This window comes from Microvirga ossetica (assembly GCF_002741015.1).
GTDB lineage: Bacteria > Pseudomonadota > Alphaproteobacteria > Rhizobiales > Beijerinckiaceae > Microvirga > Microvirga ossetica.
In genome coordinates this window covers 4,232,186-4,255,726 of the sequence record NZ_CP016616.1, presented here as the reverse complement: position 1 = coordinate 4,255,726, position 23,541 = coordinate 4,232,186, and the positions used below count along the sequence as shown (strand labels likewise).

The following is a 23,541-nucleotide window of genomic DNA, read 5'->3' as shown; positions in this document are numbered from 1 at the left end:
CTACCCGAGAAATTGCACTTATTATTTTAAGCTTAAAATAATTTTCGATCAACCTGTGTCGGTCATCCGGCCGATCGACCGGCTGGCCGTCATGCTCTCAGGGCCTCCTCATGCTTTTCCGGCTCCTGAGCGATGCGGCGAAGCTCGAAACGCTGCAGCTTGCCGGTCTGCGTGCGCGGGAGGGCCTCCACGAACTCGATCAGCCGAGGATACTTGTACGGCGCGATCTCCGCCTTGACATGATCCTGGAGAGCCTTTGTCAACTCGGGACCCGGGGCATGGCCGGGGCGCAGGACCACATAGGCCTTGACCACCATGCCACGCCCGTCGTCGGGAGCGCCCACCACGCCGCATTCGGCAACGGCCGGATGCGTAAGCAGCGCCGCCTCGACCTCCGGCCCTGCGATGTTGTAGCCCGCCGAGATGATCATGTCGTCGGAACGCGCCTGGTACCAGAAGTACCCGTCCTCATCCATGAGGTAGGTGTCGCCGGTGACGTTCCAGCCCCCTTGGACGTATTTGCCCTGCCGCTCGTCGGCGAGATAGCGGCACCCTGTCGGTCCGCGCACGGCGAGGCGACCGACGCTGCCGGGCGGGAGGTCGCGTCCCTCGTCATCGACGACTTTCGCCTCATAGCCAGGAACGGGCTTGCCGGTCGCGCCGGGGCGGATCTCATCCTCGGTCGCCGCAATGAAGATGTGCAGCATCTCCGTCGCCCCGATCCCGTCCATGAGCCTTATTCCCGTGGCATCCTTCCAGGCCTCGAAGGTGCCCTTCGGCAGGGGCTCGCCGGCCGACACGCATTTGCGCAGGCTCGAGATACCGTAGCCTTGGAGTTTCGACAGCATGGCGCGGTAGGCCGTGGGCGCCGTAAAGCAGATGGTGGCCTTGTGCTGCGCGATGGCCGGCAAAAGATCGTCAGGCCCAGCCTTTTCCAGCAGCACGGTCGAAGCACCGACCCGCATGGGGAACAGCACGATACCGCCGAGGCCGAAGGTGAAGGCGAGCGGCGGCGAACCGATGAAGCGGTCGCCCGCCTCCGGGCGCAGCACGTTCTGGGCATAGCCGTCGCAGATCGCCAGCATGTCCCGGTGGAAATGCATGGTGCCCTTCGGCTCGCCGGTCGTACCCGAGGTGAAGCCGATCAGGCAGACATCGTCCGCCGCCGTATCGACGGCAGTGAAGTCCGGCGAGGCCTCGGCGATCAGCGCCTCGAGGCCGTCAGGCTTGCCCGATCCCCAATACACCACATGCTGCAGATCGGGCGCCATCGTCCTGGCGCGCTCCATCTCCTCTGCGAGTCGGTGATCGCAGAGAGCGATAGTGATCTTTGCCTTCTTCAGCGGATACGCGATCTCCTTGGCACGCAGGAGCGGCATGGTGGCCACGACCACACCGCCGGCCTTCAGAACCGCCAGATAGGCTGCCACCATCATCGGATTGTTGGCCGAGCGCAGCAGCACGCGATTGCCGGGCACGAAGCCGAGCTTGTGAACCAGCACATTGCAGATCCGGTTCACGCGCTCCTGAAGCGCGCGGTAGGTGAGCGTCTCGGCCGGGCTGATCAGGCAGGGCTCATCGCCTCGTCCCTCGTCGACCCACCGGTCGAGAAAGGCCGCGGCGCAGTTCAGCCGTTCCGGATACTGGAACTCGGGACGGGTAAAAAGGAAGGCCGGCCACTGGTCCTCGGGCGGAAGGTTGTCTCTCGCGAAGGTATCCACATGTGCCGTGTCCGCCATCGTCCGCTCCTCTGTTGTTATTGTGCGGTGCAAGAGCGAGGCGTCGTGGAGGGGCCGATGGGGAGGATTTCATTCGGAGGCCATGAGCGACGGCGAACTCCGGTCCCCACCCATTCATGGCCGATCACGCGCCTGTCATTTCGCCCGCCTTCCTCTGCGAAACAATCCGCTTGAAGAACCTGGAAAATATTTTAAACTTAAAATAATCCTTGGCAATCCCAAAGATTGGGGATGTGGGGATGAACGCTTCGACAAAGGGAGTGTTCGGCTGGGTCGTTTTGCGGCAGAGTACCGCCCGACTTGTTCGTCGGGCACCGCGCGTCCCGCTGGGAACAATCAACGCAGCACGCAAAGTGCGCAGGGAACAGCCATTCGGGAGACCATGATGAACGTAACGATCAAAACCCTTGGCCTTGCAGCGGCCTTTGGCCTGGCTGCCGCACCGGCCCTGGCGCAGGAGAAGCTGAAGGTTGGACTGCTTCTGACCCTCTCCGGTCCTTCTGCCGTCCTCGGTCAGCAGGCCCGCGACGGCTTTCAGCTCGCGGTGAAAGACCTCGGCGGCAAGCTCGGTGGGCGCGACGTCGAAGTGATCGTCGTCGACGACGAGTTGAAACCCGACGTGGCCGTAACGAAGGTCAAGGGCCTTCTGGAGCGCGACAAGGTGGACTTCGTCGTCGGCCCGATCTTCTCGAACGTGGCCGTTGCCGTCCACAAGCCGATCGTCGACGCTAATACATTCTACATCAGCACCAATGCGGGGCCCTCGAACCTCGCGGGCAAGAGCTGCAACCCGTACTTCTTCGCGACATCCTACCAGAACGATCAGAACCACGAGGTTCTCGGCAAGGTCGCGCAGGATCGCGGCTACAAGAAGGTCTACCTGCTGGCACCGAACTATCAGGCCGGCAAGGATGCGCTCGCCGGCTTCAAGCGCCACTACAAGGGCGAGATCGTCGAGGAATCCTACGTTCCGCTCAACACGCTCGATTTCCAGTCCGAGCTTGCGAAGGTCGCCTCCATGCAGCCCGATGCGATCTTCACCTTCATGCCCGGCGGCATGGGCGTGAACCTGGTCAAGCAGTACCGCGCGGCAGGCCTCGCCGACCGCATCCCCTTCCTGTCCGCCTTCACGGTCGATGAATCGACCCTGCCTGCGCAGCAGGATGCGGCCGTCGGCATGCTCGGCGGCTCGAACTGGGCTCTGAACCTCGACACCCCGCAGAACAAGAAGTTCGTTGCGGCCTACGAGGCGGCCTACAATTCAGTGCCCGGCTCCTATTCCATGCATGCCTATGACGCAGCCCTGCTGATCGACAACGCGCTCAAGGCGACCGGCGGCAAGATGGACAACAAGGACGCCGTGCGCGCCGCGATCAGGAAAGCCGATTTCAAATCCCTGCGCGGAGACTTCAAGTTCGGCACCAACGGCTTCCCGATCCAGGATTTCTATCTCGTGAAAGCCGCCAAGCGTCCGGACGGCAAATTCCAAACCGAGATCGTGGAAAAAGTGTTTGACGATTATACGGATGCTTATGCCAAGGAATGCGCAGCGACGAACTGAGATGCATTGACGAAGACCGGCCTGCTTTAGCAACGCGCGGGCAGGCCGGTCTCCATCTGCGAACGATGACGATGCTCTCACGCAGGGAGCATCCGGGCGGAGGCTCGATCGATGAAGGCCTTCTGCAAGTGACGTGTCGATGACCGCAACTCTTCTCTTCGTCCAGGCTCTGAACGGCATTCAGTTCGGGCTCATTCTCTTTCTCATCGCCGCCGGCCTGACCCTCGTGTTCGGCGTGATGGATTTCATCAATCTGGCGCACGGCGTGCAATACATGGTCGGCGCCTATCTGGTCGCGGCCTTCAGCGCCTGGACAGGAAGCTTCGGCTGGGGGCTGCTTCTCGCCCTGCCCTCGGCTCTGGCCTTCGGGCTTCTCGTCGAAGTTCTGGTGTTCCGACACCTTTACGACCGCGATCATCTCGATCAGGTGCTCGCCACTTTCGGCGTGATCCTGTTCCTGAACCAGGGGGTGAAGTTCGTCTGGGGTGCGGCGCCGCTCAGTGTTCCCGTTCCCGAGCTCCTTTCGGGCTCGGTCGAGATCGCGAGCGGTTTGCTCTACCCGGTCTATCGCCTCGCCATCATCGCGGCAGGCCTCGTCGTCGCGGCCCTCCTCTACGTGCTCGTCAATCACACGCGCGTCGGCATGCTGGTGCGCGCAGGCGCCAGCAACGCCTCCATGGTTTCCGCGCTCGGGGTCAATATCCAAAGGCTATTCATGGTGGTGTTCGGCTTCGGCGCCATGCTTGCCGGCTTTGCGGGAGCGATGGTGGCCCCAATCCTCTCCGTCGAGCCCGGCATGGGCGACAACATCCTGATCCTCGCCTTCGTGGTCATCGTGATCGGCGGCATCGGTTCGATCCGCGGCGCGTTCCTTGCGGCACTTCTGATCGGGCTCGTGGACACGGTCGGGCGTTCCTTTGCTCCGAATCTGCTGCGGCTCTTTCTCGATCCGGCGGCTGCAAGCCAGACCGGCCGCGCCATCGCGCCGATGCTGATCTATATCTTCATGGCTGCGGTGCTGTTCTTCCGCCCCTCCGGCCTGTTTCCCGTGAAGCGCTAGGGTGCGACCATGACCGAACTCGCAGAAACGCCCTCAGCTCCCATGCCATCGCTCACCACGCGGCTCGAGATCGTCCCCATCGTCCTCTTCGCCGCCTTTGCAGCGGCACCGCTCCTCGCCGTGTTCTCCGGTGCGGAAGGCTATGTCCTGTCCCTGCTGACCCGGGTGATGATCTTCGGCATCGCCGCCATGGCGCTCGACCTCATCCTCGGCTACGGCGCCCTCGTGAGCTTTGGTCATGCGGCCTTCCTGGGCATCGGAGGTTATGCGGTCGGCATTCTGGCGAGCCATGGCAGCGAGGATCTGCTCGTGCAAATTCCCGTCGCACTGGCGGCCTCGGCAGCTTTCGCCCTTGTCACGGGAGCGATCTCGCTGCGGACGAAGGGCGTCTATTTCATCATGATCACCCTCGCCTTCGGGCAGATGCTGTACTTTCTCGCCACATCGCTGGCCACTTATGGAGGCGATGACGGCATGACGTTGTCGTCGCGCAGCCTCGTCGCGGGTACTGACATTCTGAAGAACGATTTCGCCCTCTACTGGGCCTGCCTGCTCTGCCTTTTCGGAGCCTATGTGTTCTCCAGATCGATTGTCGCCTCCAGGTTCGGCCGGGTCCTGCGCGGCACACGGGAGAACGCCATTCGCATGGAAGCCATCGGCTACCAGCCCCTGCGCTTTCAGCTCGCCGCCTATGTGCTCAGCGGCATGATGGCGGGGCTTGCCGGATGCCTGCTGGCAAACCAGGCGGAGTTCGTCAGCCCGTCCTTCATGACCTGGCAGCGTTCCGGCGAGCTGATTTTCATGGTCGTGCTCGGCGGGCTCGGCTCCCTGCATGGCGCCATCATCGGGGCTGCCGCCTTCCTGCTGCTGGAGGAATTCCTTCCGGAAATCCTGCATGGCCTAAGCTTCTTTCTCGCCGAGGGCACCCGTGCTCATCTGGCGGAGAACTGGAAGATGGTGTTCGGCCCCCTCCTCATCCTGATCGTCCTGTTCGTCAGGGGCGGCATCATGGGCCTGCTGCGGAGGCCGCACCATGGCTGAGCCCCTGCTCGAGCTGCGCAACCTGCGGAAGGCTTACGGCGCTCTCGTCGTCACCGACGACGTCAGCCTCCCCGTTCAACCCGGCGAGCTGCATGCCATCATCGGCCCCAACGGCGCGGGCAAGACGACCCTGATTCACCAGATCTCCGGCACCCTTCGCTCGGATTCCGGATCGATCCTGTTCGCCGGTAAGGACGTCACCTCTCTCTCGATGCCGCAGCGGGTCGGACGCGGGCTTGCGCGTTCGTTCCAGATCACGTCGATTCTGCCCGGCTTTTCCGCGCTCGAGAATGTGGCGCTGGCGGTTCAGGCACGTTCGGGATCGAGCTTTCGCTTCTTCGGCAATGCCTCGCAGGAGAAGGCGCTGAACGAGCCTGCCATGGACTGCCTGACACAGGTCGGTCTGGCCGCACGCGCTCACATTCCCGCGGGCCTGCTGTCTCACGGTGAGAAACGCCAGCTGGAATTGGCCATCGGCCTAGCGACCGCGCCGAAACTGCTTCTTCTCGACGAGCCGCTCGCCGGCACCGGACACGACGAATCCCAGCGCGTGGTCGAAACCCTGCGACGTCTGAAAAGCCGCCTGACCATCGTGCTGATCGAGCACGACATGGAGGCGGTCTTCTCCCTCGCCGATCGCGTCTCCGTCCTCGTCTACGGCCGCGTGATCGCTACCGACACTCCGGAGAAGATCAGGGCCAACCCGGAGGTGCGCGCCGCCTATCTCGGCGAAGAGGAGTTGGTGTGATGCTCTCCGTGCGCAACCTTCAGGCCTCCTACGGCGCGGCGCAGGTCCTGTTCGACGTTTCCTTCGACATCAAGGAAGGCGAGGTGGTGACCCTGCTCGGCCGCAATGGCATGGGCAAGACGACGACGATACGGTCCATCATGGGCCTGCTGCGCCCGCGCGGTGGCGAAGTGCGGTTCCATGGCGCGGCTGTCACCGGACTTGCGCCCTACCGCATCGCGCAGACAGGCATCGGCCTCGTGCCGGAGGGCCGGCAGATCTTTCCGACACTGACGGTAGAGGAGAACCTCGTCGCCACCGCCTCGGCACGAACGGGATCCCGCCGCTGGACGCTCGATGCGGTCTACGATCTCTTCCCGCGCCTGAAGGAACGCCGGAACAACCTGGGCACGCAGCTCTCCGGCGGTGAGCAGCAGATGCTGGCCATCGGCCGCGCCTTGATGACCAATCCGAAGCTGCTCATCCTCGACGAGGCCACGGAAGGACTGGCGCCGCTGATCCGTACCGAGATCTGGACCTGCCTCAAGCATCTCAAGGGCGAACGGCAATCCATTCTGGTGATCGACAAGAATATCGGTGCGCTGGCGCGTTTCGCCGACCGGCACGTGATCATCGAGAAGGGCCGCTCGGTCTGGACGGGCACGAGCGCGGAACTCACGAGCGATACGAGCCTCAAGGACCGGTATCTCCACGTTTAAGGGGGCGCGCGATGGCAGCCGAAGGGATCGATCTCGAGGCCGAGTACAACAATCGGGCGCGCGTGCCGGAGCACACGGTCCATATCGCGGGCTGGCAGCGGGATGCGGCGGCCTATCGTGCCGAAGCCCGCAGCGAACTCGATCTCGCCTATGGGCCCGGCGAACGTCATCGCCTCGATCTCTTCCATCCGCGCACCGGCGATGCGGGCGGCCCGGTCGTCCTGTTCATTCATGGCGGTTACTGGCAGGCGCTCGACAAGTCGTTTTCCAGCCATCTGGCACGCGGTGCCAATGAGCGCGGCCTGACGGTGGCGGTGCCGAACTATACGCTCGCTCCCACGGCGACATTGGCCGAGATCGTTTCCGAGATGGAAGCCGCTGCCGACTTCCTCGTGCGGCGCATGGGCCGCCCGCTGGTCGCGACCGGGCATTCGGCGGGCGGACATCTCGCGGCCTGCCTCATGGCGCGCCCTGCCCCGCAGACCATGCCCGTGCGGGCCGCCATGCCGATCTCCGGCCTGTTCGACCTGCCGCCCCTCGTCCCGACCTCGCTCAACAAGGCGCTCGGCCTGACGCTCGAGGAGGCCCGACGCCTGAGCCCGCTGGAATGGACGCCGCCGGAATTCGGGCACCTCGTCGCCGTTGTGGGAGGAGCCGAGAGCGGGGAATTCCTGCGCCAGTCCAAGGCCATCGTCGAACGCTGGGGCAAGGGGGGGATCGCGACCCGGTACTATGAGGTCCCAGGGGCGCACCATTTCGATGTCATTGCAGGTCTGGCCGAGCCTGCGGATCCGCTGGTCGATTTCGTCGTCGAGCTGGCGGCAAAGGCCTGATTGCCGACCAACAGTTCGGGGAACCCGGACCTCGATCCGACGTTGCGTCACGCGACGGCAGTGCTTCCTGCGCCGGACTGACAACTGGCTGGTACTTCATGCCGATGGCCGTGGCATTTCTGGTTCTGCTGGCAACCATCTGGCCGCAAGCGCTTCTCGCGTCCGATGCGGCCTGGCAGGCTCTGCGCGACGGCGGCACCGTCGCCCTCTTCCGCCATGCCCGCGCCCCCGGCACGGGAGACCCTCCGCAGTTCCGGCTCGAGGATTGCTCGACGCAGCGCAACCTCTCGGCGGAGGGGCGACGGCAGGCTCAGGCCATCGGCGAGCAATTCAGAGCCCGGCAGATCCCAGTCGAGCAGGTGCTGTCGAGCCGCTGGTGCCGCGCCCTCGATACCGCCCGCCTTGCCTTCGGCAGCCTGACCGAACCGTTCTCGCCCCTCGACTCGTTCTTCGCCGGGCGGGACCGGGAGGAGACTCAGACCGAGGCACTCCGCCAGCGGATCGGGGAATGGCGGTCCCGGGGCGTTCTGGTGCTGGTGACGCACCAGGTCAACATCACGGCCCTGACCGGGATCTTTCCCGAAGAGGGCGAAGCGCTCGTGCTCAAGCCGAAGGCCGGAGCGGGGTTCGACCTCATCGGCAGGATCGGGCCGTAAAGGTCAGCCTCCGGCCCGCAGCTGCTCGACCACGCCCTGGCTCATATAGGGATGCCCGGCCTCGTTGAGAGTTCGATCCAGGGCCTCGATGGCGATGAGGATCTTGGTCAGTTCCTCCGCCATCTCGATGGAGGGAAGCGGCGCCCCGGAAATCTGCCGCGCCATGTCCCTGCGCCGTTTCACGAGGTTTTCGCGCGCTGCGTTCAGTTCCTTGATTTCCTCGGACGTCATGGGCTCCTCGCAAAGGGGGTTGTTTCAGTACTAATTCCCCCGGCCGGCATCCGTTCATCGCTTCCGAGGGAAACCGGACCGTTGCAGCATTTTATCAACCATCCTCTCCCATAGTTCGGGGATGACGTATCGGAATACACAACGCCTCTGGCTCGGATGGGCCTTGCTCTCAGGCCTCACGCTCTGGAGCGGCCCGGGCACCGCCGCTCCAGCCGAAACCGCAGCGCCCAGCAAGCCAGCTCAGGCGATGCCGGCGGCAGCGCCGGCTGTGCGACAGAAAGTTGCAGCCTCAGCCCCGCCGAAGACCGGGGAGCAGCCCGCGCCGGCACCGGTGGCGTCGATCTCGCAGGATTCCCGCCCGAGCCTCGACGCGAGCACCTTCATCAACACCATGCGGGCGGCCTGGACCTACAAGCGCCTCGCCGAAGCCGGAGGATGGCCCTCCTTGCCGGCCGGCACGGTCCTGAAGACGGGCGACAAAGGTCCGCTCGTGGCCCTGCTTCGGCAACGCCTCGCGCTGGAGGGCGACCTCTCCGCGGATGCCGCCGCGAGCACGCTCTTCGATGTGGAACTTGCCAGCGCCGTCAAACGATTTCAGGCCCGGCACGGCCTGCCGGAATCCGGCGCCGTGCGTGCACGAACGCTGGAGGCGATCAACGTCCCTGCAATCACCCGCCATCGCCAGCTCACCGCATCCGCGCAGCGGCTTGCAGGCTCGACCTTCGCCTTCGGCGACCGCTACGTCGTGGTCAACATTCCCTCCGCCGCCGTCGAGGCGATCGAGCGCGGAGAAGTCGCCCGCCGCTATGTCGCGATCGTCGGCAAGGTGGACCGGCCCTCGCCGATCGTCGAGACGCGCGTCACGGCCGTCAACCTCAACCCGACATGGACGGTGCCCGTCTCGCTCATCAAGAAGGACATCATCCCCCACGTCCGCAAGGATCCCGCCTATCTCGACAAGATGAAGATCCGCATTCTCGATGCGAAGGGTCAGGAGGTCGATCCGAAGAGCCTCGACTGGTCGACGGAGACGGCGGTGAACTACACGCTGCGCCAGGATCCAGGCGCCATCAATTCGCTCGGCCAGATCCGCATCGACATGCCGAACAAGCATGCTGTCTACATGCACGACACGCCCAAGAAGCAGCTCTTCGCGCAGGATGCACGCTTCCACTCCTCGGGCTGCGTGCGCGTGGCCGATGTGGGCGATTTTGCCGAATGGCTGCTGCGCAGCGCGAACGGATCGTCGGCGGCCTGGACGCGCGACGGCATCGATGCGGCGATCGCGAGCAGCGCGCGCCAGGACATCCGCCTCGAGAAGCCCGTGCCGGTGGCCTGGGTCTATCTCACCGGCTATGCGACGGCGGATGGCGCCGTGCATTTCCGCGAGGACGTCTATGGGCTCGATGCGCCGAAGAGCGATGTCGTGCCCGAACCGCAGATGGTCGATGTTCCCGCGACGGCGTCGATCAAGCCAAAGCGCCTGTGACGCGATTCAAGACGATCAGAGGCTCTTTCTGCGCAGCAACCGGCCGGACGATGGAAGGACGGTGCGTGTCTTGCGCCATTCGAAGGTGGCATCCTGAAACAGATCGATGGCCGCAACGGCCTGTGCCCGCGAGGCCGCGATCGCTTCGGGATCGCGTTGCGTAAAGCGGTCCGCCGCCTGCGTCAGCTGCCGGCACCGCTCCTCGACCATGCGCCGTGCCTCCATCAGCCGGGAGTCCGGTTCATCCGCATCCGTCATCTCGTCACAGATGCGAAGAACGTCGCTCGTGAGATTTTCGCCCGAATAAAGCCCTGAATAATGATCGATCAGGCCGCGGACGAAACCGAGCGAATGCCGGATTTCCTGCCTTAGAAGTGTCTCGCTGCTCATCGCGCCTTTCCCAGAATAAAGGAGCCGCATTCCCGCCAGGTCCTGGCGATGACGTGATATGAACCGGAGAGTTCTAAAAAGGCGTTAGCCCGGTCCCCCGGCATTGGCCTGAATGGGGGGTGGGGGCGGAACGGGGGTAGCAACCGGGCCGTTCTGGGAGATCGTTGTCGGACGGGACGACCAGACTTTTTCGAGAAGAGGACCTGCAACAATTCCTGCAACGAACGCGAACGCTGTCATAATCAGACCGATCCGGCCGCAAAGGCTGAGCACATCCTTGAATGCCATCGACCCGCCTCCCGTCTGCTTCGTTAGCCAGGATCTTAGGGGAGCGCCTCAGGCCCGCCAATAGACCAACGCACGAAAGCGCAGCTATATGACGGCGGAGCGCTTGAGCATCCAAGCCGAACATCTGGAAAAACCAGATGTTTTTAGCAAAGCTTTCACCATGAATTATTTTTGAGCAGCCGCTCAAAAAGACGTCAAACCATCGATTTTCGCAACATTGCAACTCAGCTTTCGAAGCTCAACTTTGTCCAGTCCGTGGCAAAGCGAGCATGTCTCAACCGCCGTCACCGGGTCCATGCTTGACCCGCTGCGACGCCTCTGAACATTTCGGTCGTGCTAGAGCATCGGACCCAAAAGTGGCCCCACTTTTGGGACCCAATCCGATGCTCCACTCCTAAGAGCGCATCGTTTAGAGCGGACCCAGAGGGCCGCGTCAGCGAAAACCGGGTCCACTTTTCCGCACGATGCGCTAGGAATTGAACACAGGTTCATAGGACCAGCGACATGCCTCCATCCGCCGCCTATCGCGCCGCAACGTGCCACCAGGACCTCGGTCCGGACTTCTACGACATCGTGCAACCGGCGCGCTTCCCCGACCTTATCCTGCGCTACCGCAACCAACGTTGGGCCGAGAAGGTCGGGCTCGGTTCTCTGACAGACGAGGAATGGATCGACCATTTCGGCCGTTTCACGCCCCTGCCCGAGAACCTCGATCAGCCCCTCGCTTTGCGCTATCACGGCCATCAGTTCCGCAGCTACAATCCTCATCTCGGCGACGGCCGCGGCTTCCTGTTCGCGCAGGTTCGGGACGCGGAGGACGGCAGGCTTCTCGATCTCGCCACCAAAGGCAGCGGGCAGACGCCATGGTCGCGCCACGCAGACGGCCGCCTGACCTTGAAGGGCGGCGTGCGGGAGATCCTGGCGACGGAGATGCTCGAGGCGCTCGGCGTCGACACATCGAAGTCCTTCAGCCTGATCGAAACGGGCGAGGACCTCGAACGTGGCGACGAGCCGTCGCCCACCCGCTCATCGGTCCTGGTGCGCCTCAGCCATTCCCATATCCGCATCGGAACGTTCCAGCGCTTTCTCTACCTCAATGAGCCACACAACATCCGCAAGCTGCTCGACTATTCCGTCCGGACTTACATGCCGGAGATATGGCACGACGACGAAGCGGCTCGTGCAATTGCTTTTCTGGAAGAAGTCTGCCGGCGGGTTGCGCGCATGGGCGCACAATGGATGGCGGCAGGCTTCGTGCACGGCGTTCTCAACACCGACAACATCAACATCACGGGAGAAAGCTTCGATTACGGCTCCTGGCGTTTCTTGCCCTCATACGATCCCGCATTTACCGCCGCCTATTTCGACGAGACGGGACTCTATGCCTTCGGCCGCCAGCCCGACGCGTTGCTGTGGAATCTTTATCGCCTCGCGGAATGCCTGCTTCCGCTCGCGCCGCAGGCCAGCCTTGAGCAGGCGTTGGCTACGTTCGAACCGGCCCTGCACCGGGAGTTTCCGGCGACGATCACGCGCCGTCTCGGACTTCAGTCGAAGGGGGTCGAGCAGGACGGCGCGCTGGCCAAGGCGGTGTGGACTTTCCTGCACGAAAGCAAGGCTCCGTTCGAGCAGACCTTCTTCGACTGGTATGGCGGCGCTCTGAGCACAGAGCGTGCGAAGAAGAGTCCATCATCAGCGATCTATGACCAAGCATCCTTCGAGCCAGTTCAACATGCGCTGAGTACATTCGAACCGACGCCGGGCATCCGGTTCGACCATCCCTATTTCGCGCGGGAGAAACCCTGCACCATGCTGATCGAGGAAGTGGAGGCTCTGTGGGCACCCATTGCCGCTGAGGACAATTGGTCATCCCTTAAGACAAAGCTTGGCGATATTCGAAATATGGCCGAGGCCTATGTCTCAGCCTTCGATTGACCACAGCTGAAGCAAGCACAATTCTCAGCTGTTCCAATTATGCGAGCCTATCAAAGGCTATTTCGACATAGTTCCCGAACCCAACAGGAATAGATTTTGCCGGCGCGTTGGAACGTTATTCCCACACTTGCGTCTTTAAGCCATGCGAGCTGCCCTTATCGCAGCTCATCATCAAAAATCGGCTCTCTAAAGGTGAACACCATGTTGCGTTCATACGCTCTTGCTTTGTCCGGCGCTGCCCTCTTCCTCACGCTTGGAACGCCATCCTATGCCCAATCCGCGAGGGTTGGACAGCAATGCGTTCCGGCAGTCGCAGATGCCTCCATGTATCACAACTGCCGGCTTCGCATCGTGCAGGGTCAGGAAACCTGCCGCTGTGCCATTCGGCCCCAAGCCCTCCGCAGGATGGACAATCTCAACGATGCGGATCGGGATAACACGGTGACCGGCTCGATCGGCGGCAGCCCGGCGGGCGTGCCGGGTTCCTTGGGTTCGGGCCCTGGAACCGCAGGCGGGGTTAGCAGCGGTTCGGCCGGCGGCAGCATTGGCGATGGCGCAGGCCCAGGTTCCGGCGGCGTCGTGGCAGACGGCGGCACGGCAGGAGCCGGAAGCTCCGGTGGCGGCCGTAGTTCCGGCGCAGGAAGCGCCGGCGGGTCGACCGACGGTGGCACGGGCGGAACTGGCGGCACGGCCGGGAACGGCAACGGAAACGGCCAGGGCAATCAGGGCTCTGACAACGGCAACGCCGGCGGCCATGGCAATAACGGGCATGGCAACGGCAACGGCAATGGCAACGCCGGTGGCCACGGCAATAATGGGCACGGCAACGACGACGATGGCAACGATTCATCCAATCCCGGCGCATCCAACAATGGCGACGGCACCGATCAAGATGGTCCTGCAGGAAACGGTGGCGGAAACGGCGGCGGACACGGAAGTGGTAACGGCAATGGAAATGGCGGCGGCAAACACTGACGCTGTCTAGCCTCCAGAGCAACGAATCCCTGGCTGCGGAAGGAGCCAGGGATTCGTTGTTTTAAACGGTCGCCGTTCTGAACATCGGCATCGAACAGGGACGGTTGCCGTTCAGGGCAAGCCGATCGTTTTGCGGATAACGTGCTTTAGGTGAAGACGAGAAAAATGCCTGCCGTGGCAACAGCGGCACCCGCCAATCGAAAAGCCTGCATATGGCGGAGGGAGTGCAACCCGAAAACGATGCCCAGAACATGCAGCATCACGCTCGCAAGCGCAAATCCGAGGCTGTAGAGCGTTGCATCGGAGCCGGCCGGAATTTCTGCTCCATGGGCATAGCCGTGGAAAGTCGCAAAGGCTCCCACAAGTGCCATCGCCGCGGCTATCGGCCAGCGCCAACCGAGCGACACGACGGCGCCGAGAACGACGACAGAGACTGTAATCCCGATCTCGACAGCTGGAATATCGATGCCGCTCATGCCCAGCACGCCGCCGATCAGCATCATCGCGACGAAGCTCAACGGAAGCGCCCATAAAGCCTGCCTGCCGAGCATCGCGGCGAAGAGACCGACGCCGATCATCGCGAGCGCATGATCGAGACCGCCGAGGGGATGCGCGATGCCGGACATGAACCCCGACGCCGAATGAACGCCCGTGTGGGCGAGGGCCGGCGTCGCAGCGACCAGCAGCGTTGTAACAAGAATAGAACGCTTGAACATGACGGAACCCCTTAGCTTGTTGCGGACAGACCGCCCGCCTTTTCGATGAATTTCGCAATGGCTTCGACGCCGACGCCGTCGCGGATGTTGCTGAACACGTAAGGACGCTGGCCGCGCATGCGCTTCGTGTCCTCTTCCATGATCGCGAGATCGGCGCCCACATAGGGCGCGAGGTCGATCTTGTTGACCACGAGAAGGTCGGAGCGCGTGATGCCGGGGCCGCCCTTGCGCGGGATCTTCTCGCCGCCGGCCACGTCGATGACGTAGATCGTCAGATCCGCAAGCTCGGGCGAGAAGGTTGCCGCGAGATTGTCGCCGCCGGATTCGACCAGCACGATGTCGAGCGCCGGAAAGCGCTTGCGCATGGTTGCGATGGCCGCGAGGTTGATCGACGCATCCTCGCGGATCGCCGTATGCGGGCAGCCGCCGGTTTCCACGCCCATGATTCGCTCCACCGGCAAGGCGCCCGCAACCGTCAGCAGACGCGCATCCTCCTTGGTGTAGATGTCGTTGGTGATGGCGCAGATGTCGTAGCGCGCGCGGAAGGTCTTGCAGAGCGCTTCCATCAGCGCCGTCTTGCCGGAGCCGACCGGCCCGCCGATGCCGACGCGAAGGGGTCCCGTATGAGAAGTCATGAGCGGAAAAGCCTCGTATACTGGTTCTCGTGGTGGAAGGAGCCGAGGTCGGCCCGAAAGGTCGCCCCGCCGATATCGTCGAGCGTGAGCCGTATCCCCTGCCCCGCCATGTCGCGCACGGTTCCGGCAAGCGCAGCGGAGACGCGGATCCCTGCCGTCTGCCCGATAGGCGCCAGGCGGATCGCGGCAGAGACGAGAGTCTGTACGAGACCGAACAGGTAGGCCTCGATCGTGACCGCTAGCGGGATGTCATGCGCTGCGGCGGCCATGCCGATCGCGACGGGAAAGGCCACGTCGCCTTCAAGGGGAATCAGGCGCGGCGAGGGCCAGGCAGCAAGCGTTGCGTCGAGGAAGCTGCGCCCCTGCTGGCTCGTTTCCAGGTAAAGTTCGGATGACGGCGAGAGGGCGAGCGCCAGCTCGTTGACTTCTTCGAGGGCGGCGCGGTCGCCCGCCCGCACGGCGCGATAGGCATGGTTCAGGAGGATGGCGTCGTTGCGCCCGAAACCCAAGGTGAGAAGATCGACGAGCCAGGCGACCAGCGTCGCCTCGTCGGTCACGTCGCCGGCCTCCACGGCCCATTCGAGCGTATGCGAATAGGCATAGGAGCCGACGGGATAGGATGGCGACAGCCATGCGAAGAGCGGCAGGATCGCTGAGGCGCTGTCATGCAGCAGCGGCTTTGCCGAGGCATCATCCATGGCCATGCCCGTGATGATGAGAGTGACCGCCATGCTCGTGGTGATGGTAGGCCCCGCGCACGGGGCAAAACGGCCTCTCGACGATCTCGACCGTGGCGCCGAGCCCGACGAGCATGTCGACGAGCACATGATCGTAGGTGATGTAGATCGCCTCGCGCGTGATCTCGGCCGGCACGTGCCGGTTGCCGATATGCCAGGCGAGCGTGAGGAGATCGAGCACATCCTCGGTGCGGATCTCGACAAGGCGCTCGGGCGCAGCCTTCACCTCGACGAGCCAGCCGCTCTCCAGCCGGATGGCATCGCCGTCTTCCAGCACATCGGCCCGGTCGAGGTCGAGGAGGAAGGCCGTTCCGCCATCGGCGTTGAGCAGGATGCGGCGGCGATGGCGATCGCCGTGGTCGAGGGTGATCACGTCGACGATGCGGTCCGGATCGACCGATTCACGGCGAATGATGGATGTGGCGCGGATCATGTCAGAACAGGAAATAGCGTTGAGCCATGGGAAGGACCTTTGCGGGCTCGCAGACCAGCAATTCGCCGTCGGCGCGAACGTCATAGGTTTCGGGATCGACCTCGATCGCGGGCGTGGCATCGTTCAGGATCATGTCCTTCTTGCCGATGCCGCCGCGCGTGTTCTCGACGGCGACGAGCGGCTTCTGGATGCCGAGCTTCGCGGCAAGCCCATTCTCCGTCGCCACCTTCGACACGAAGGTGAGAGAGGTCGAGGAGAGCGCCCGGCCGTAGGCGCCGAACATCGGCCGGTAATGGACCGGCTGCGGCGTCGGGATCGAGGCATTCGGATCGCCCATCATCGCTGCGGCGATGGCGCCGCCCTTGACGATGAGATCGGGCTTCACGCCGAAGAAGGCCGGCGTCCACACCACGAGATCGGCGAGTTTCCCGACCTCGACCGAGCCGATATGCTTCGAGACGCCGTGCGCGATGGCAGGATTGATCGTGTATTTCGCCACGTAGCGGCGGGCACGGAAATTGTCGTTGTCGCTGGTCTCGCCCGGCAGCGCGCCGCGCTGGACCTTCATCTTGTGCGCGGTCTGCCAGGTGCGGATGATGACCTCGCCGACGCGGCCCATGGCCTGGCTGTCGGAGGACATCATCGAGAGTGCGCCGATATCGTGCAGGATGTCCTCCGCAGCGATGGTCTCCCTGCGGATGCGGCTCTCGGCGAAGGCGAGATCTTCCGGGATCGACGGCGACAGGTGGTGGCAGACCATGAGCATGTCGAGATGTTCGTCGATGGTGTTCACCGTATAGGGCCGGGTCGGGTTGGTGGAGGACGGCAGCACGTTGGGAAGCCCTGCCACCTTGATGATGTCCGGCGCATGCCCGCCGCCTGCGCCTTCCGTGTGGAAGGCGTGGATTGTGCGGCCCTTGAAGGCCGCGATCGTATCCTCCACGAAACCGGATTCGTTGAGCGTATCGGTGTGGATCATCACCTGCACGTCGTAGGCATCCGCAACCGACAGGCAGCAATCGATGGCGGCCGGCGTCGTGCCCCAATCCTCGTGCAGCTTCAGCGCACAGGCGCCGGCCTGGATCATCTCCTCGAGCGCGCCGGGCCTCGAGGCATTGCCCTTGCCGGTGAAGGCGAGGTTCATCGGAAATGCATCCGCCGCCTCGATCATCCGCGCGATATGCCATGGCCCCGGCGTGCAGGTGGTGGCGAAGGTGCCGGTCGCGGGTCCGGTTCCGCCGCCCAGCATGGTGGTAATGCCCGACATCAGCGCCTCCTCGATCTGCTGCGGGCAGATGAAGTGGATATGCGAATCGAAACCGCCGGCGGTGATGATCTTGCCTTCGCCGGCGATGATCTCCGTGCCGGGTCCGATGATGATGTCGACATTCGGCTGCACGTCCGGATTGCCGGCCTTGCCGATGGCGGCGATCCGGCCACTCCTGATGCCGATATCGGCCTTCACGATGCCCCAATGGTCGAGGATGACCGCATTGGTGATCACCGTATCGACGGCGCCCTCCGCGCGCGTCGTCTGCGCCTGTCCCATGCCGTCGCGAATGACCTTGCCGCCTCCGAACTTCACCTCTTCGCCGTAGGTGGTGAAATCCTTCTCCACCTCGATCATGAGGGACGTATCGGCGAGGCGAATCTTGTCGCCCGTCGTCGGACCGAACATATCCGCATAGCCGGAGCGCGGAAGGGAAGCGGGCTTTCGTGCATTCGACATCAGAGCGCTCCCATCACGCCTTGGCGGAACCCGTAGACCTCGCGCTTGCCGGACAGCGGCACGAGCACCACCTCGCGGGTCGAACCGGGCTCGAAGCGCACCGCCGTGCCGGGCGCGACGTCGAGGCGCATGCCGCGCGCCTTGTCCCGGTCGAAGGAGAGAGCCGGATTTGTCTCGAAGAAATGATAATGGCTTCCGACCTGGATCGGGCGATCCCCCGTGTTGGCCACGGTGATAACCATGCGCTCGGCGCCTTCGTTGAAGACGATCTCGCCCTCCTGCGTCGTCACCTCGCCGGGCACGTTTTTGGAGGCCGCGCCGCGGATCGGATGATGCACGGTGACGAGCTTGGTGCCATCGGGAAAGGTCGCCTCCACCTGCACGTCGTGGATCATCTCGGCGATGCCTTCCATCACCTGATCGGCCGTGATCACGTGGGCGCCTGCCTCCATCAACTCGGCGACGGAGCGCCCATCGCGTGCTCCCTCCACGACCGTATCGGTGATGAGCGCGATCGCTTCCGGATGATTGAGCTTCACGCCGCGCTCCAGCCGGCGTCGGGCGACCATGGCGGCCATGGCGATCAGGAGCTTGTCTTTTTCACGAGGTGTGAGTTGCATGGTTCGACCCTAGCTGAGCCAGACACGAGGCAGAGGTTCGCCGCGAAAGGCAACAAGGAAAGGAATGGCCGCGGCGCGAAGCGCTTCGATCTTTTCAGCGCAGAAGCGCACGGCGAGAAGCCCGTTCCAGGCGCTGGCGGCAGCGTCGCAGCCGTCGACGGAGGCCAAGTGGTCGCGCATGGATTCGAGGCGCGCTTCCGCATCCGGCGCCACATGGATCAGGGTCGCGACAGCGCGCGCGCCTTTACCGACGCTAGGCTTCCGCAGCAGATCGGCAATGGGTCCGGCGAGCCGCAGCGTATCGGCATAGACAAGGCGGTCGCTACGCCGGATGCGCCAGCGATCCTCGAACAGGCCGTCCTCGATCTGCTCCGCCCTCGCCTCCCGCCCGAAGACGACCGCTTCGAACAGGGTCAGGCACGCCGTCTCCGGCATCCTCACATCGAGCCGCCGCACGAGACGCGCCCGGTCGAACAGAATGGTTTCCTGCGGCAGCCAGTCGAGGCGAGCCTTGTCGTGAAGCATTAGGTTGACGTTCAACTCCGCAACCGGCCCATCCGACCGATAGACCTTTTCAGCGGCCGGTGTCGCGACCGTCACCGAGGCACCGGCCTGCGCCTCGATCGCCACGGAGAAGCGGTCGCCGCAGGCGATACCGCCGGCCGTGTTGACGAGAACGGCGTCGATCCCATTCCCCTCGCCTTTCGGGAGCCTGATCCGCATGGATCCGCTCTCCTCGATCCGCATGGGTCGCGTGCGGCCGTCGAGTTCAATTGCACTGAATGCAACACGACCGACGGCTCGCTGACGTTGTGCAGACGGGAGCTGGGAGGCGGCTTCAAATGGCCAGGCGCTGACGTACATCGTCTCCCTCAAGCGCCGAGCGGTCGCCGTGCTGAACGATCTCGCCGCGCTCCATCACCACGAACCGGTCGGCTAGGTCGCGGGCGAAGTCGAAATATTGCTCGACGAGGAGGATGGCCATATCCTTCCGTTCGCGCAAGTAGGTAATCGCCCGCCCGATATCCTTGATGATCGAGGGCTGGATGCCTTCGGTCGGCTCGTCGAGCACGAGCAGGCGCGGACGCGTGACGAGCGCCCGCCCGATGGCAAGCTGCTGCTGCTGCCCACCCGACAGATCGCCGCCGCGCCGGCCAAGCATGGATTTCAGCACCGGGAAAAGTTCGAAAACCTCTTCGGGAACCGTCTTCTCGCCACGCTTCAGCGGCGCAAAGCCGGTCTCGAGATTTTCCTTCACGGTCAGGAGCGGAAAGATCTCACGCCCCTGAGGCACGTAGGCGATCCCGAGCGCCGCACGCTCGAACGGTTTCAGCCGCGCGATGTCGCGGCCCTCGAACAAAATGCTGCCGCCCGAAATCGGCCGATGCCCTGCAATCGCGCGCAGAAGCGATGTCTTGCCGACACCGTTGCGGCCGAGCACGCAGGTGACCTCGCCGAGGGAGGCGGACACGGACACGCCGCGCAGGGCCTGCGCCGCGCCGTAGTACAGGGACAGGTTTTCGACTGAAAGCATCGTCATCGTCCCAGATAGACCTCCACCACGCGCTCGTTGGCGCTGACAGCATCGAGGGTTCCCTCGGCCAGAACGGTGCCTTCGTGAAGACAGGTGACCTTCACATCGAGATCGCGCACGAAGGTCATGTCGTGTTCCACGACGATCACGGCCTGGGTCCTGGCGATGTCGCGCAGCAGATCGGCCGTATCGGCGGTTTCCTGATCGGTCATGCCGGCGGCCGGCTCGTCGATCAGCAGGAGCTTGGGCTGCTGCGCCAGCAGCATGCCGATCTCGAGCCATTGCTTCTGGCCGTGAGACAATTCGCCCGCCTTGCGGTGACGTTGCCCCGTAAGCCGAACCCGCTCCAGAAGGGCATCGATCCGCTCACGCTCCTGCGCCGTTCGCCGTGAGAGCAGGGTCGCGAAGGGAGAGCGGTTCTCCTTGAGGGCCAGAAGAATGTTGTCTTCGACTGAGTGCATGTCGAACACGGTCGGCGTCTGGAACTTGCGGCCGATGCCGAGTTCGGCAATGGCCGCCTCATCGAGCGCGGTCAGATCGTGCGAACCCTCGAACAATGCCGTGCCTTCGTTCGGCCGCGTCTTTCCCGTGATCACGTCCATCATCGTGGTCTTGCCGGCCCCATTCGGCCCGATGATGGCGCGCATCTCGGCGTGATCGACGGCAAGCGACAGCGCATTCAGCGCCCGAAAGCCGTCGAAGGACACCGAGACATTGTCGAGATAGAGAAGCGCGGGGGTGACGGGTGCGCTCATGACTTACTCCGCCGCCTGCGAGACAGGCTCCGGCACCGCCGGCGATCGCAGTCGCTGCCTCGTCCAGTCCCAGAAATCCTTTGCCGCTCCCAGGATGCCGCGCGGCATGAACAGCGTGACGAAGACGAAGAGGCCGCCGAGCGCGAAGAGCCAGAACTCCGGCAGCATGCCGGTGAACCAGGTCTTGCCCGCATTGACCAGAAGCGCGCCAAGGATGGGGCCTGCCAGCGTGCCGCGCCCGCCGACGGCCACCCAGATCACGACCTCGATGGAATTGGCCGGCGCGAATTCGCTCGGATTGATGATGCCGACCTGCGGCACGTAGAGCGCGCCGGCGACGCCTGCCAACATCGCCGAGAGGGTGAAGGCGGCAAGCTTGTAGTGCTCGACCCGGTATCCGAGGAAGCGGGTGCGGCTTTCGGCGTCGCGCACCGCCACGAGCACCTTGCCGAACTTGGATGTCACGACCCAGCGGCAGAGCAGATAGCCGCCGGCGAGCGCCGCCACCGAGAGAATGAAAAGCACGATGCGGGTCGAGGAGGACTGGATCGGAAAACCCAGGATGTCCTTGAAGTCGGTGAGGCCGTTATTGCCGCCAAAGCCCATGTCATTGCGGAAGAAGGCCAGCATGAGCGCGAAGGTCATGGCCTGCGTGATGATGGAGAGATAGACGCCGGTGACCCGCGAGCGGAAGGCGAACCAGCCGAACACGAAGGCGAGGATGCCCGGCACGAGCAGCACCATGATGGCAGCGAAGGGAAACCAGTCGAAGCCCTGCCAGAACCACGGCAGTTCCTTCCAGTTCAGGAACACCATGAAATCCGGGAGGATCGGGTCGGAATAGACGCCGCGCGGCCCGATCTGACGCATGAGATACATGCCCATGGCATAGCCGCCGAGCGCGAAGAAGGCGCCGTGCCCCAGGGAGAGGATGCCGCAGAAGCCCCAGATGAGATCGACCGACAGGGCGAGCAGAGCGAAAGAGATGTATTTGCCGAGCAGCGGCACGAGATGGTCGGACAGGTGCAGCGGGGAGCCGGGATCCACGGCGACATTCAGCACCGGCACGAGAATGGCTGCCGCCGCCAGCAGGCACAGGACGGCGATGCTCTGAGCGTCGAGCAAGGTTTGCTTTGTCATGCTTCGACCGCCCTGCCTTTGAGCGCGAAGAGGCCGCGCGGACGCCTTTGAATGAACAGGATGATGGCGATCAGCAGCACGATCTTGCCGAGCACGGCGCCGGCATAGGGCTCGAGCAGCTTGTTCGCGATGCCGAGCGTCATGGCGCCGACGAGCGTCCCCCAAAGGTTGCCGACGCCGCCGAACACCACCACCATGAAGCTGTCGATGATATAGCCCTGCCCGAGATTCGGGCTGACATTGTCGATCTGCGACAGCGCCACTCCGGCAATGCCGGCCACACCCGAGCCGAGGCCGAAGGCCAGGGCGTCGATCCGGTTCGTGCGGATGCCCATGGAGCCCGCCATGCGCCGGTTCTGCGTGACCGCGCGCACGAACAGGCCGAGCGATGTGTAGCGCAGCACGAGCAGCAGGATGGCAAAGACGGAAAAGGCGAAGATCACGATGGCGATGCGGTTGTAGGTGAGGCTCAAGCCTCCGATCTCCAAAGCGCCGCTCATCCAGGCCGGGGTTCCGACCTCGCGGTTGGTGGGGCCGAAGATCGTGCGCACGCCCTGCTGCAGAATGAGCGAGATGCCCCAGGTTGCGAGAAGCGTCTCGAGGGGCCGTCCATACAGGAACCGGATGACCGTGCGCTCGATCAGGATGCCGATCAGGCCGGCGACGAGGAAGGCCAGCGGCAGCGCGATGAAGAGCGAGGAGCCGAACAGGTATGGCGCATGGGTGCGGATCAGCTCCTGCACGATGAAGGTCGTGTAGGCTCCGATCATGACCATCTCGCCATGGGCCATGTTGATGACGCCCATGGTGCCGAACGTGATCGAGAGACCGATAGCCGCGAGCAGAAGAACGGAACCGAGCGACACGCCGTACCAGACATTCTGGACGGCATTCCAGAGCGCGAGCCTGCTGCGGATGCCTTCGGCGGCCTTGGCAGCAGCCTCAGCGACATCGGCCGGGGTGCCGGTCGGCAGGTTCGTGAGAAGCGCCAGGGCGTCCTGGTTGCCGCGAGCCTTTAATGTTTCGATGGCGGAGATTTTTTCGGGAGCGGAAGCATCCGCCTTATTGAGAAGGATAGCGGCGCGCGCATTTTCGAGGGCCACTTTCACATTGCCTTCGCCCTCCTTTGCAATGGCTTGCTCGAGGGTCGGCAAGGCGGCGGCATCGCGGGAGCGGAAGACGGCGCGGGCGGCATCGAGGCGGGTTCCGGCATCGGAGCTGAGCAGGGTCATGCTGCCGAGCGCCGCTTCGACGGCGCGGCGAACGCGGTTGTTGAGCCGCACGGGCTTGGCGCCTGCGGCGGGTTCGGCGGCCTGGCCCGTCGCAGCATCGACGGACTTGCCGGCGGCATCGCGGATGTAGACCTGCCCACCGGCCATCAACAGCTGCCCATCGCGCAGGGCTTCGACCAGCTTCAGGGACAGGGGATGTCCGCTGCCGGCGACGGCGCCGATGGCAGCCTCAGTATCGGAGTAGCTGTCGGCGGCGAATTTCGGCAATGCGTCTTCGTAGGGTCCGGCGACGGCGGCGGATGCCATGCCGATCAGCAGAACGAATGCCTGCAGAATGCTGCGCAAGCGTGCCATGCAATCAACTTTGAA

General features: G+C 63.8%; 24 protein-coding genes. 10 read left to right on the top strand and 14 right to left on the bottom strand.

The annotated features are described in order from the left end of the window. Positions 1 to 89 precede the first annotated feature (89 nt). Positions 90 to 1,739, bottom strand: coding sequence for a benzoate-CoA ligase family protein (locus BB934_RS20245; RefSeq protein WP_099511237.1), 1,650 nt, complete (start codon positions 1,737 to 1,739; stop codon positions 90 to 92). A 385-nt stretch (positions 1,740 to 2,124) separates the two neighbouring features. Here BB934_RS20245 and BB934_RS20240 point away from each other — a divergent pair, with 385 nt between their 5' ends. The 7 genes from BB934_RS20240 to BB934_RS20210 all read left to right on the top strand — a co-directional run bounded on the left by BB934_RS20240 (position 2,125) and on the right by BB934_RS20210 (position 8,336). Beyond that, positions 2,125 to 3,300, top strand: a complete 1,176-nt coding sequence (locus BB934_RS20240) for an ABC transporter substrate-binding protein (RefSeq protein WP_099511236.1) — start codon at positions 2,125 to 2,127, stop codon at positions 3,298 to 3,300. Between the two features lie 139 nt (positions 3,301 to 3,439). Further along, positions 3,440 to 4,360: a branched-chain amino acid ABC transporter permease gene (locus BB934_RS20235; RefSeq protein ID WP_099511235.1), complete on the top strand. Its 921-nt coding sequence runs from the start codon at positions 3,440 to 3,442 to the stop codon at positions 4,358 to 4,360. 9 nt (positions 4,361 to 4,369) lie between these two features. Beyond that, on the top strand, positions 4,370 to 5,401 hold the full coding sequence (locus tag BB934_RS20230) for a branched-chain amino acid ABC transporter permease (RefSeq protein ID WP_099511234.1): 1,032 nt from the start codon (positions 4,370 to 4,372) through the stop codon (positions 5,399 to 5,401). After that, a complete protein-coding gene (locus BB934_RS20225; RefSeq protein ID WP_099511233.1) occupies positions 5,394 to 6,149 on the top strand; it encodes an ABC transporter ATP-binding protein in 756 nt (251 codons plus the stop codon). Before BB934_RS20230 ends, BB934_RS20225 begins: the two co-directional genes overlap by 8 nt. Then, on the top strand, positions 6,149 to 6,847 hold the full coding sequence (locus tag BB934_RS20220; protein WP_099511232.1) for an ABC transporter ATP-binding protein: 699 nt from the start codon (positions 6,149 to 6,151) through the stop codon (positions 6,845 to 6,847). The genes BB934_RS20225 and BB934_RS20220 overlap by 1 nt, the downstream gene beginning before the upstream one ends. A gap of 11 nt (positions 6,848 to 6,858) precedes the next feature. Next, the gene (locus tag BB934_RS20215) at positions 6,859 to 7,680 is read left to right on the top strand and encodes an alpha/beta hydrolase (protein ID WP_099511231.1); all 822 of its coding nucleotides are present in this window, start codon (positions 6,859 to 6,861) and stop codon (positions 7,678 to 7,680) included. A gap of 98 nt (positions 7,681 to 7,778) precedes the next feature. Next, positions 7,779 to 8,336, top strand: a complete 558-nt coding sequence (locus tag BB934_RS20210) for a histidine phosphatase family protein (protein ID WP_099511230.1) — start codon at positions 7,779 to 7,781, stop codon at positions 8,334 to 8,336. Positions 8,337 to 8,339: 3 nt separating this feature from the next. Here BB934_RS20210 and BB934_RS20205 read toward each other — a convergent pair whose 3' ends face one another. After that, positions 8,340 to 8,567 carry a hypothetical protein gene (locus BB934_RS20205; protein ID WP_099511229.1) on the bottom strand — a complete coding sequence of 76 codons (228 nt, stop codon included), beginning with the start codon at positions 8,565 to 8,567 and terminating at the stop codon, positions 8,340 to 8,342. A 163-nt stretch (positions 8,568 to 8,730) separates the two neighbouring features. Here BB934_RS20205 and BB934_RS20200 point away from each other — a divergent pair, with 163 nt between their 5' ends. Beyond that, positions 8,731 to 10,056 (top strand): L,D-transpeptidase family protein, encoded by a 1,326-nt coding sequence (locus tag BB934_RS20200; protein WP_335645577.1) that lies wholly within the window; start codon positions 8,731 to 8,733, stop codon positions 10,054 to 10,056. A gap of 15 nt (positions 10,057 to 10,071) precedes the next feature. On the opposite strand, the gene BB934_RS20195 is transcribed toward BB934_RS20200, so the two are convergent. Continuing rightward, positions 10,072 to 10,446 (bottom strand): hypothetical protein, encoded by a 375-nt coding sequence (locus tag BB934_RS20195; protein WP_099511227.1) that lies wholly within the window; start codon positions 10,444 to 10,446, stop codon positions 10,072 to 10,074. Between the two features lie 792 nt (positions 10,447 to 11,238). Between BB934_RS20195 and BB934_RS20185 the strand changes: the two genes are divergently transcribed. Together BB934_RS20185 and BB934_RS47170 are read left to right on the top strand one after the other, a co-directional pair. Then, positions 11,239 to 12,666 (top strand): protein adenylyltransferase SelO, encoded by a 1,428-nt coding sequence (locus BB934_RS20185; protein WP_099511225.1) that lies wholly within the window; start codon positions 11,239 to 11,241, stop codon positions 12,664 to 12,666. A gap of 201 nt (positions 12,667 to 12,867) precedes the next feature. Then, positions 12,868 to 13,641 (top strand): hypothetical protein, encoded by a 774-nt coding sequence (locus BB934_RS47170; protein WP_157934235.1) that lies wholly within the window; start codon positions 12,868 to 12,870, stop codon positions 13,639 to 13,641. A gap of 146 nt (positions 13,642 to 13,787) precedes the next feature. On the opposite strand, the gene BB934_RS20180 is transcribed toward BB934_RS47170, so the two are convergent. From BB934_RS20180 to urtB, 11 genes are all read right to left on the bottom strand, one after another. After that, positions 13,788 to 14,357, bottom strand: coding sequence for a HupE/UreJ family protein (locus tag BB934_RS20180; protein WP_099511224.1), 570 nt, complete (start codon positions 14,355 to 14,357; stop codon positions 13,788 to 13,790). Positions 14,358 to 14,368: 11 nt separating this feature from the next. Beyond that, positions 14,369 to 14,992, bottom strand: a complete 624-nt coding sequence (ureG, locus tag BB934_RS20175; protein WP_099511223.1) for an urease accessory protein UreG — start codon at positions 14,990 to 14,992, stop codon at positions 14,369 to 14,371. Continuing rightward, positions 14,989 to 15,690: an urease accessory protein UreF gene (locus BB934_RS20170; RefSeq protein ID WP_099513078.1), complete on the bottom strand. Its 702-nt coding sequence runs from the start codon at positions 15,688 to 15,690 to the stop codon at positions 14,989 to 14,991. Before BB934_RS20170 ends, ureG begins: the two co-directional genes overlap by 4 nt. Continuing rightward, positions 15,683 to 16,162, bottom strand: coding sequence for an urease accessory protein UreE (locus BB934_RS20165; protein ID WP_099511222.1), 480 nt, complete (start codon positions 16,160 to 16,162; stop codon positions 15,683 to 15,685). Before BB934_RS20165 ends, BB934_RS20170 begins: the two co-directional genes overlap by 8 nt. Position 16,163: 1 nt before the next feature. Then, positions 16,164 to 17,891 (bottom strand): urease subunit alpha, encoded by a 1,728-nt coding sequence (gene ureC / locus BB934_RS20160; protein WP_099511221.1) that lies wholly within the window; start codon positions 17,889 to 17,891, stop codon positions 16,164 to 16,166. Then, a complete protein-coding gene (locus tag BB934_RS20155; protein ID WP_099511220.1) occupies positions 17,891 to 18,511 on the bottom strand; it encodes an urease subunit gamma in 621 nt (206 codons plus the stop codon). The genes ureC and BB934_RS20155 overlap by 1 nt, the downstream gene beginning before the upstream one ends. Before the next feature lie 9 nt (positions 18,512 to 18,520). Continuing rightward, the gene (locus BB934_RS20150) at positions 18,521 to 19,234 is read right to left on the bottom strand and encodes an urease accessory protein UreD (RefSeq protein WP_335645576.1); all 714 of its coding nucleotides are present in this window, start codon (positions 19,232 to 19,234) and stop codon (positions 18,521 to 18,523) included. Positions 19,235 to 19,349: 115 nt separating this feature from the next. Then, a complete protein-coding gene (gene urtE / locus BB934_RS20145) occupies positions 19,350 to 20,045 on the bottom strand; it encodes an urea ABC transporter ATP-binding subunit UrtE (protein ID WP_099513077.1) in 696 nt (231 codons plus the stop codon). Positions 20,046 to 20,047: 2 nt separating this feature from the next. After that, a complete protein-coding gene (gene urtD, locus BB934_RS20140; protein ID WP_099511218.1) occupies positions 20,048 to 20,800 on the bottom strand; it encodes an urea ABC transporter ATP-binding protein UrtD in 753 nt (250 codons plus the stop codon). A 3-nt stretch (positions 20,801 to 20,803) separates the two neighbouring features. Continuing rightward, a complete protein-coding gene (urtC, locus tag BB934_RS20135; protein WP_099511217.1) occupies positions 20,804 to 21,940 on the bottom strand; it encodes an urea ABC transporter permease subunit UrtC in 1,137 nt (378 codons plus the stop codon). After that, positions 21,937 to 23,526: an urea ABC transporter permease subunit UrtB gene (gene urtB, locus BB934_RS20130; RefSeq protein WP_099511216.1), complete on the bottom strand. Its 1,590-nt coding sequence runs from the start codon at positions 23,524 to 23,526 to the stop codon at positions 21,937 to 21,939. The genes urtC and urtB overlap by 4 nt, the downstream gene beginning before the upstream one ends. Between the last annotated feature and the right edge of the window lie 15 nt (positions 23,527 to 23,541).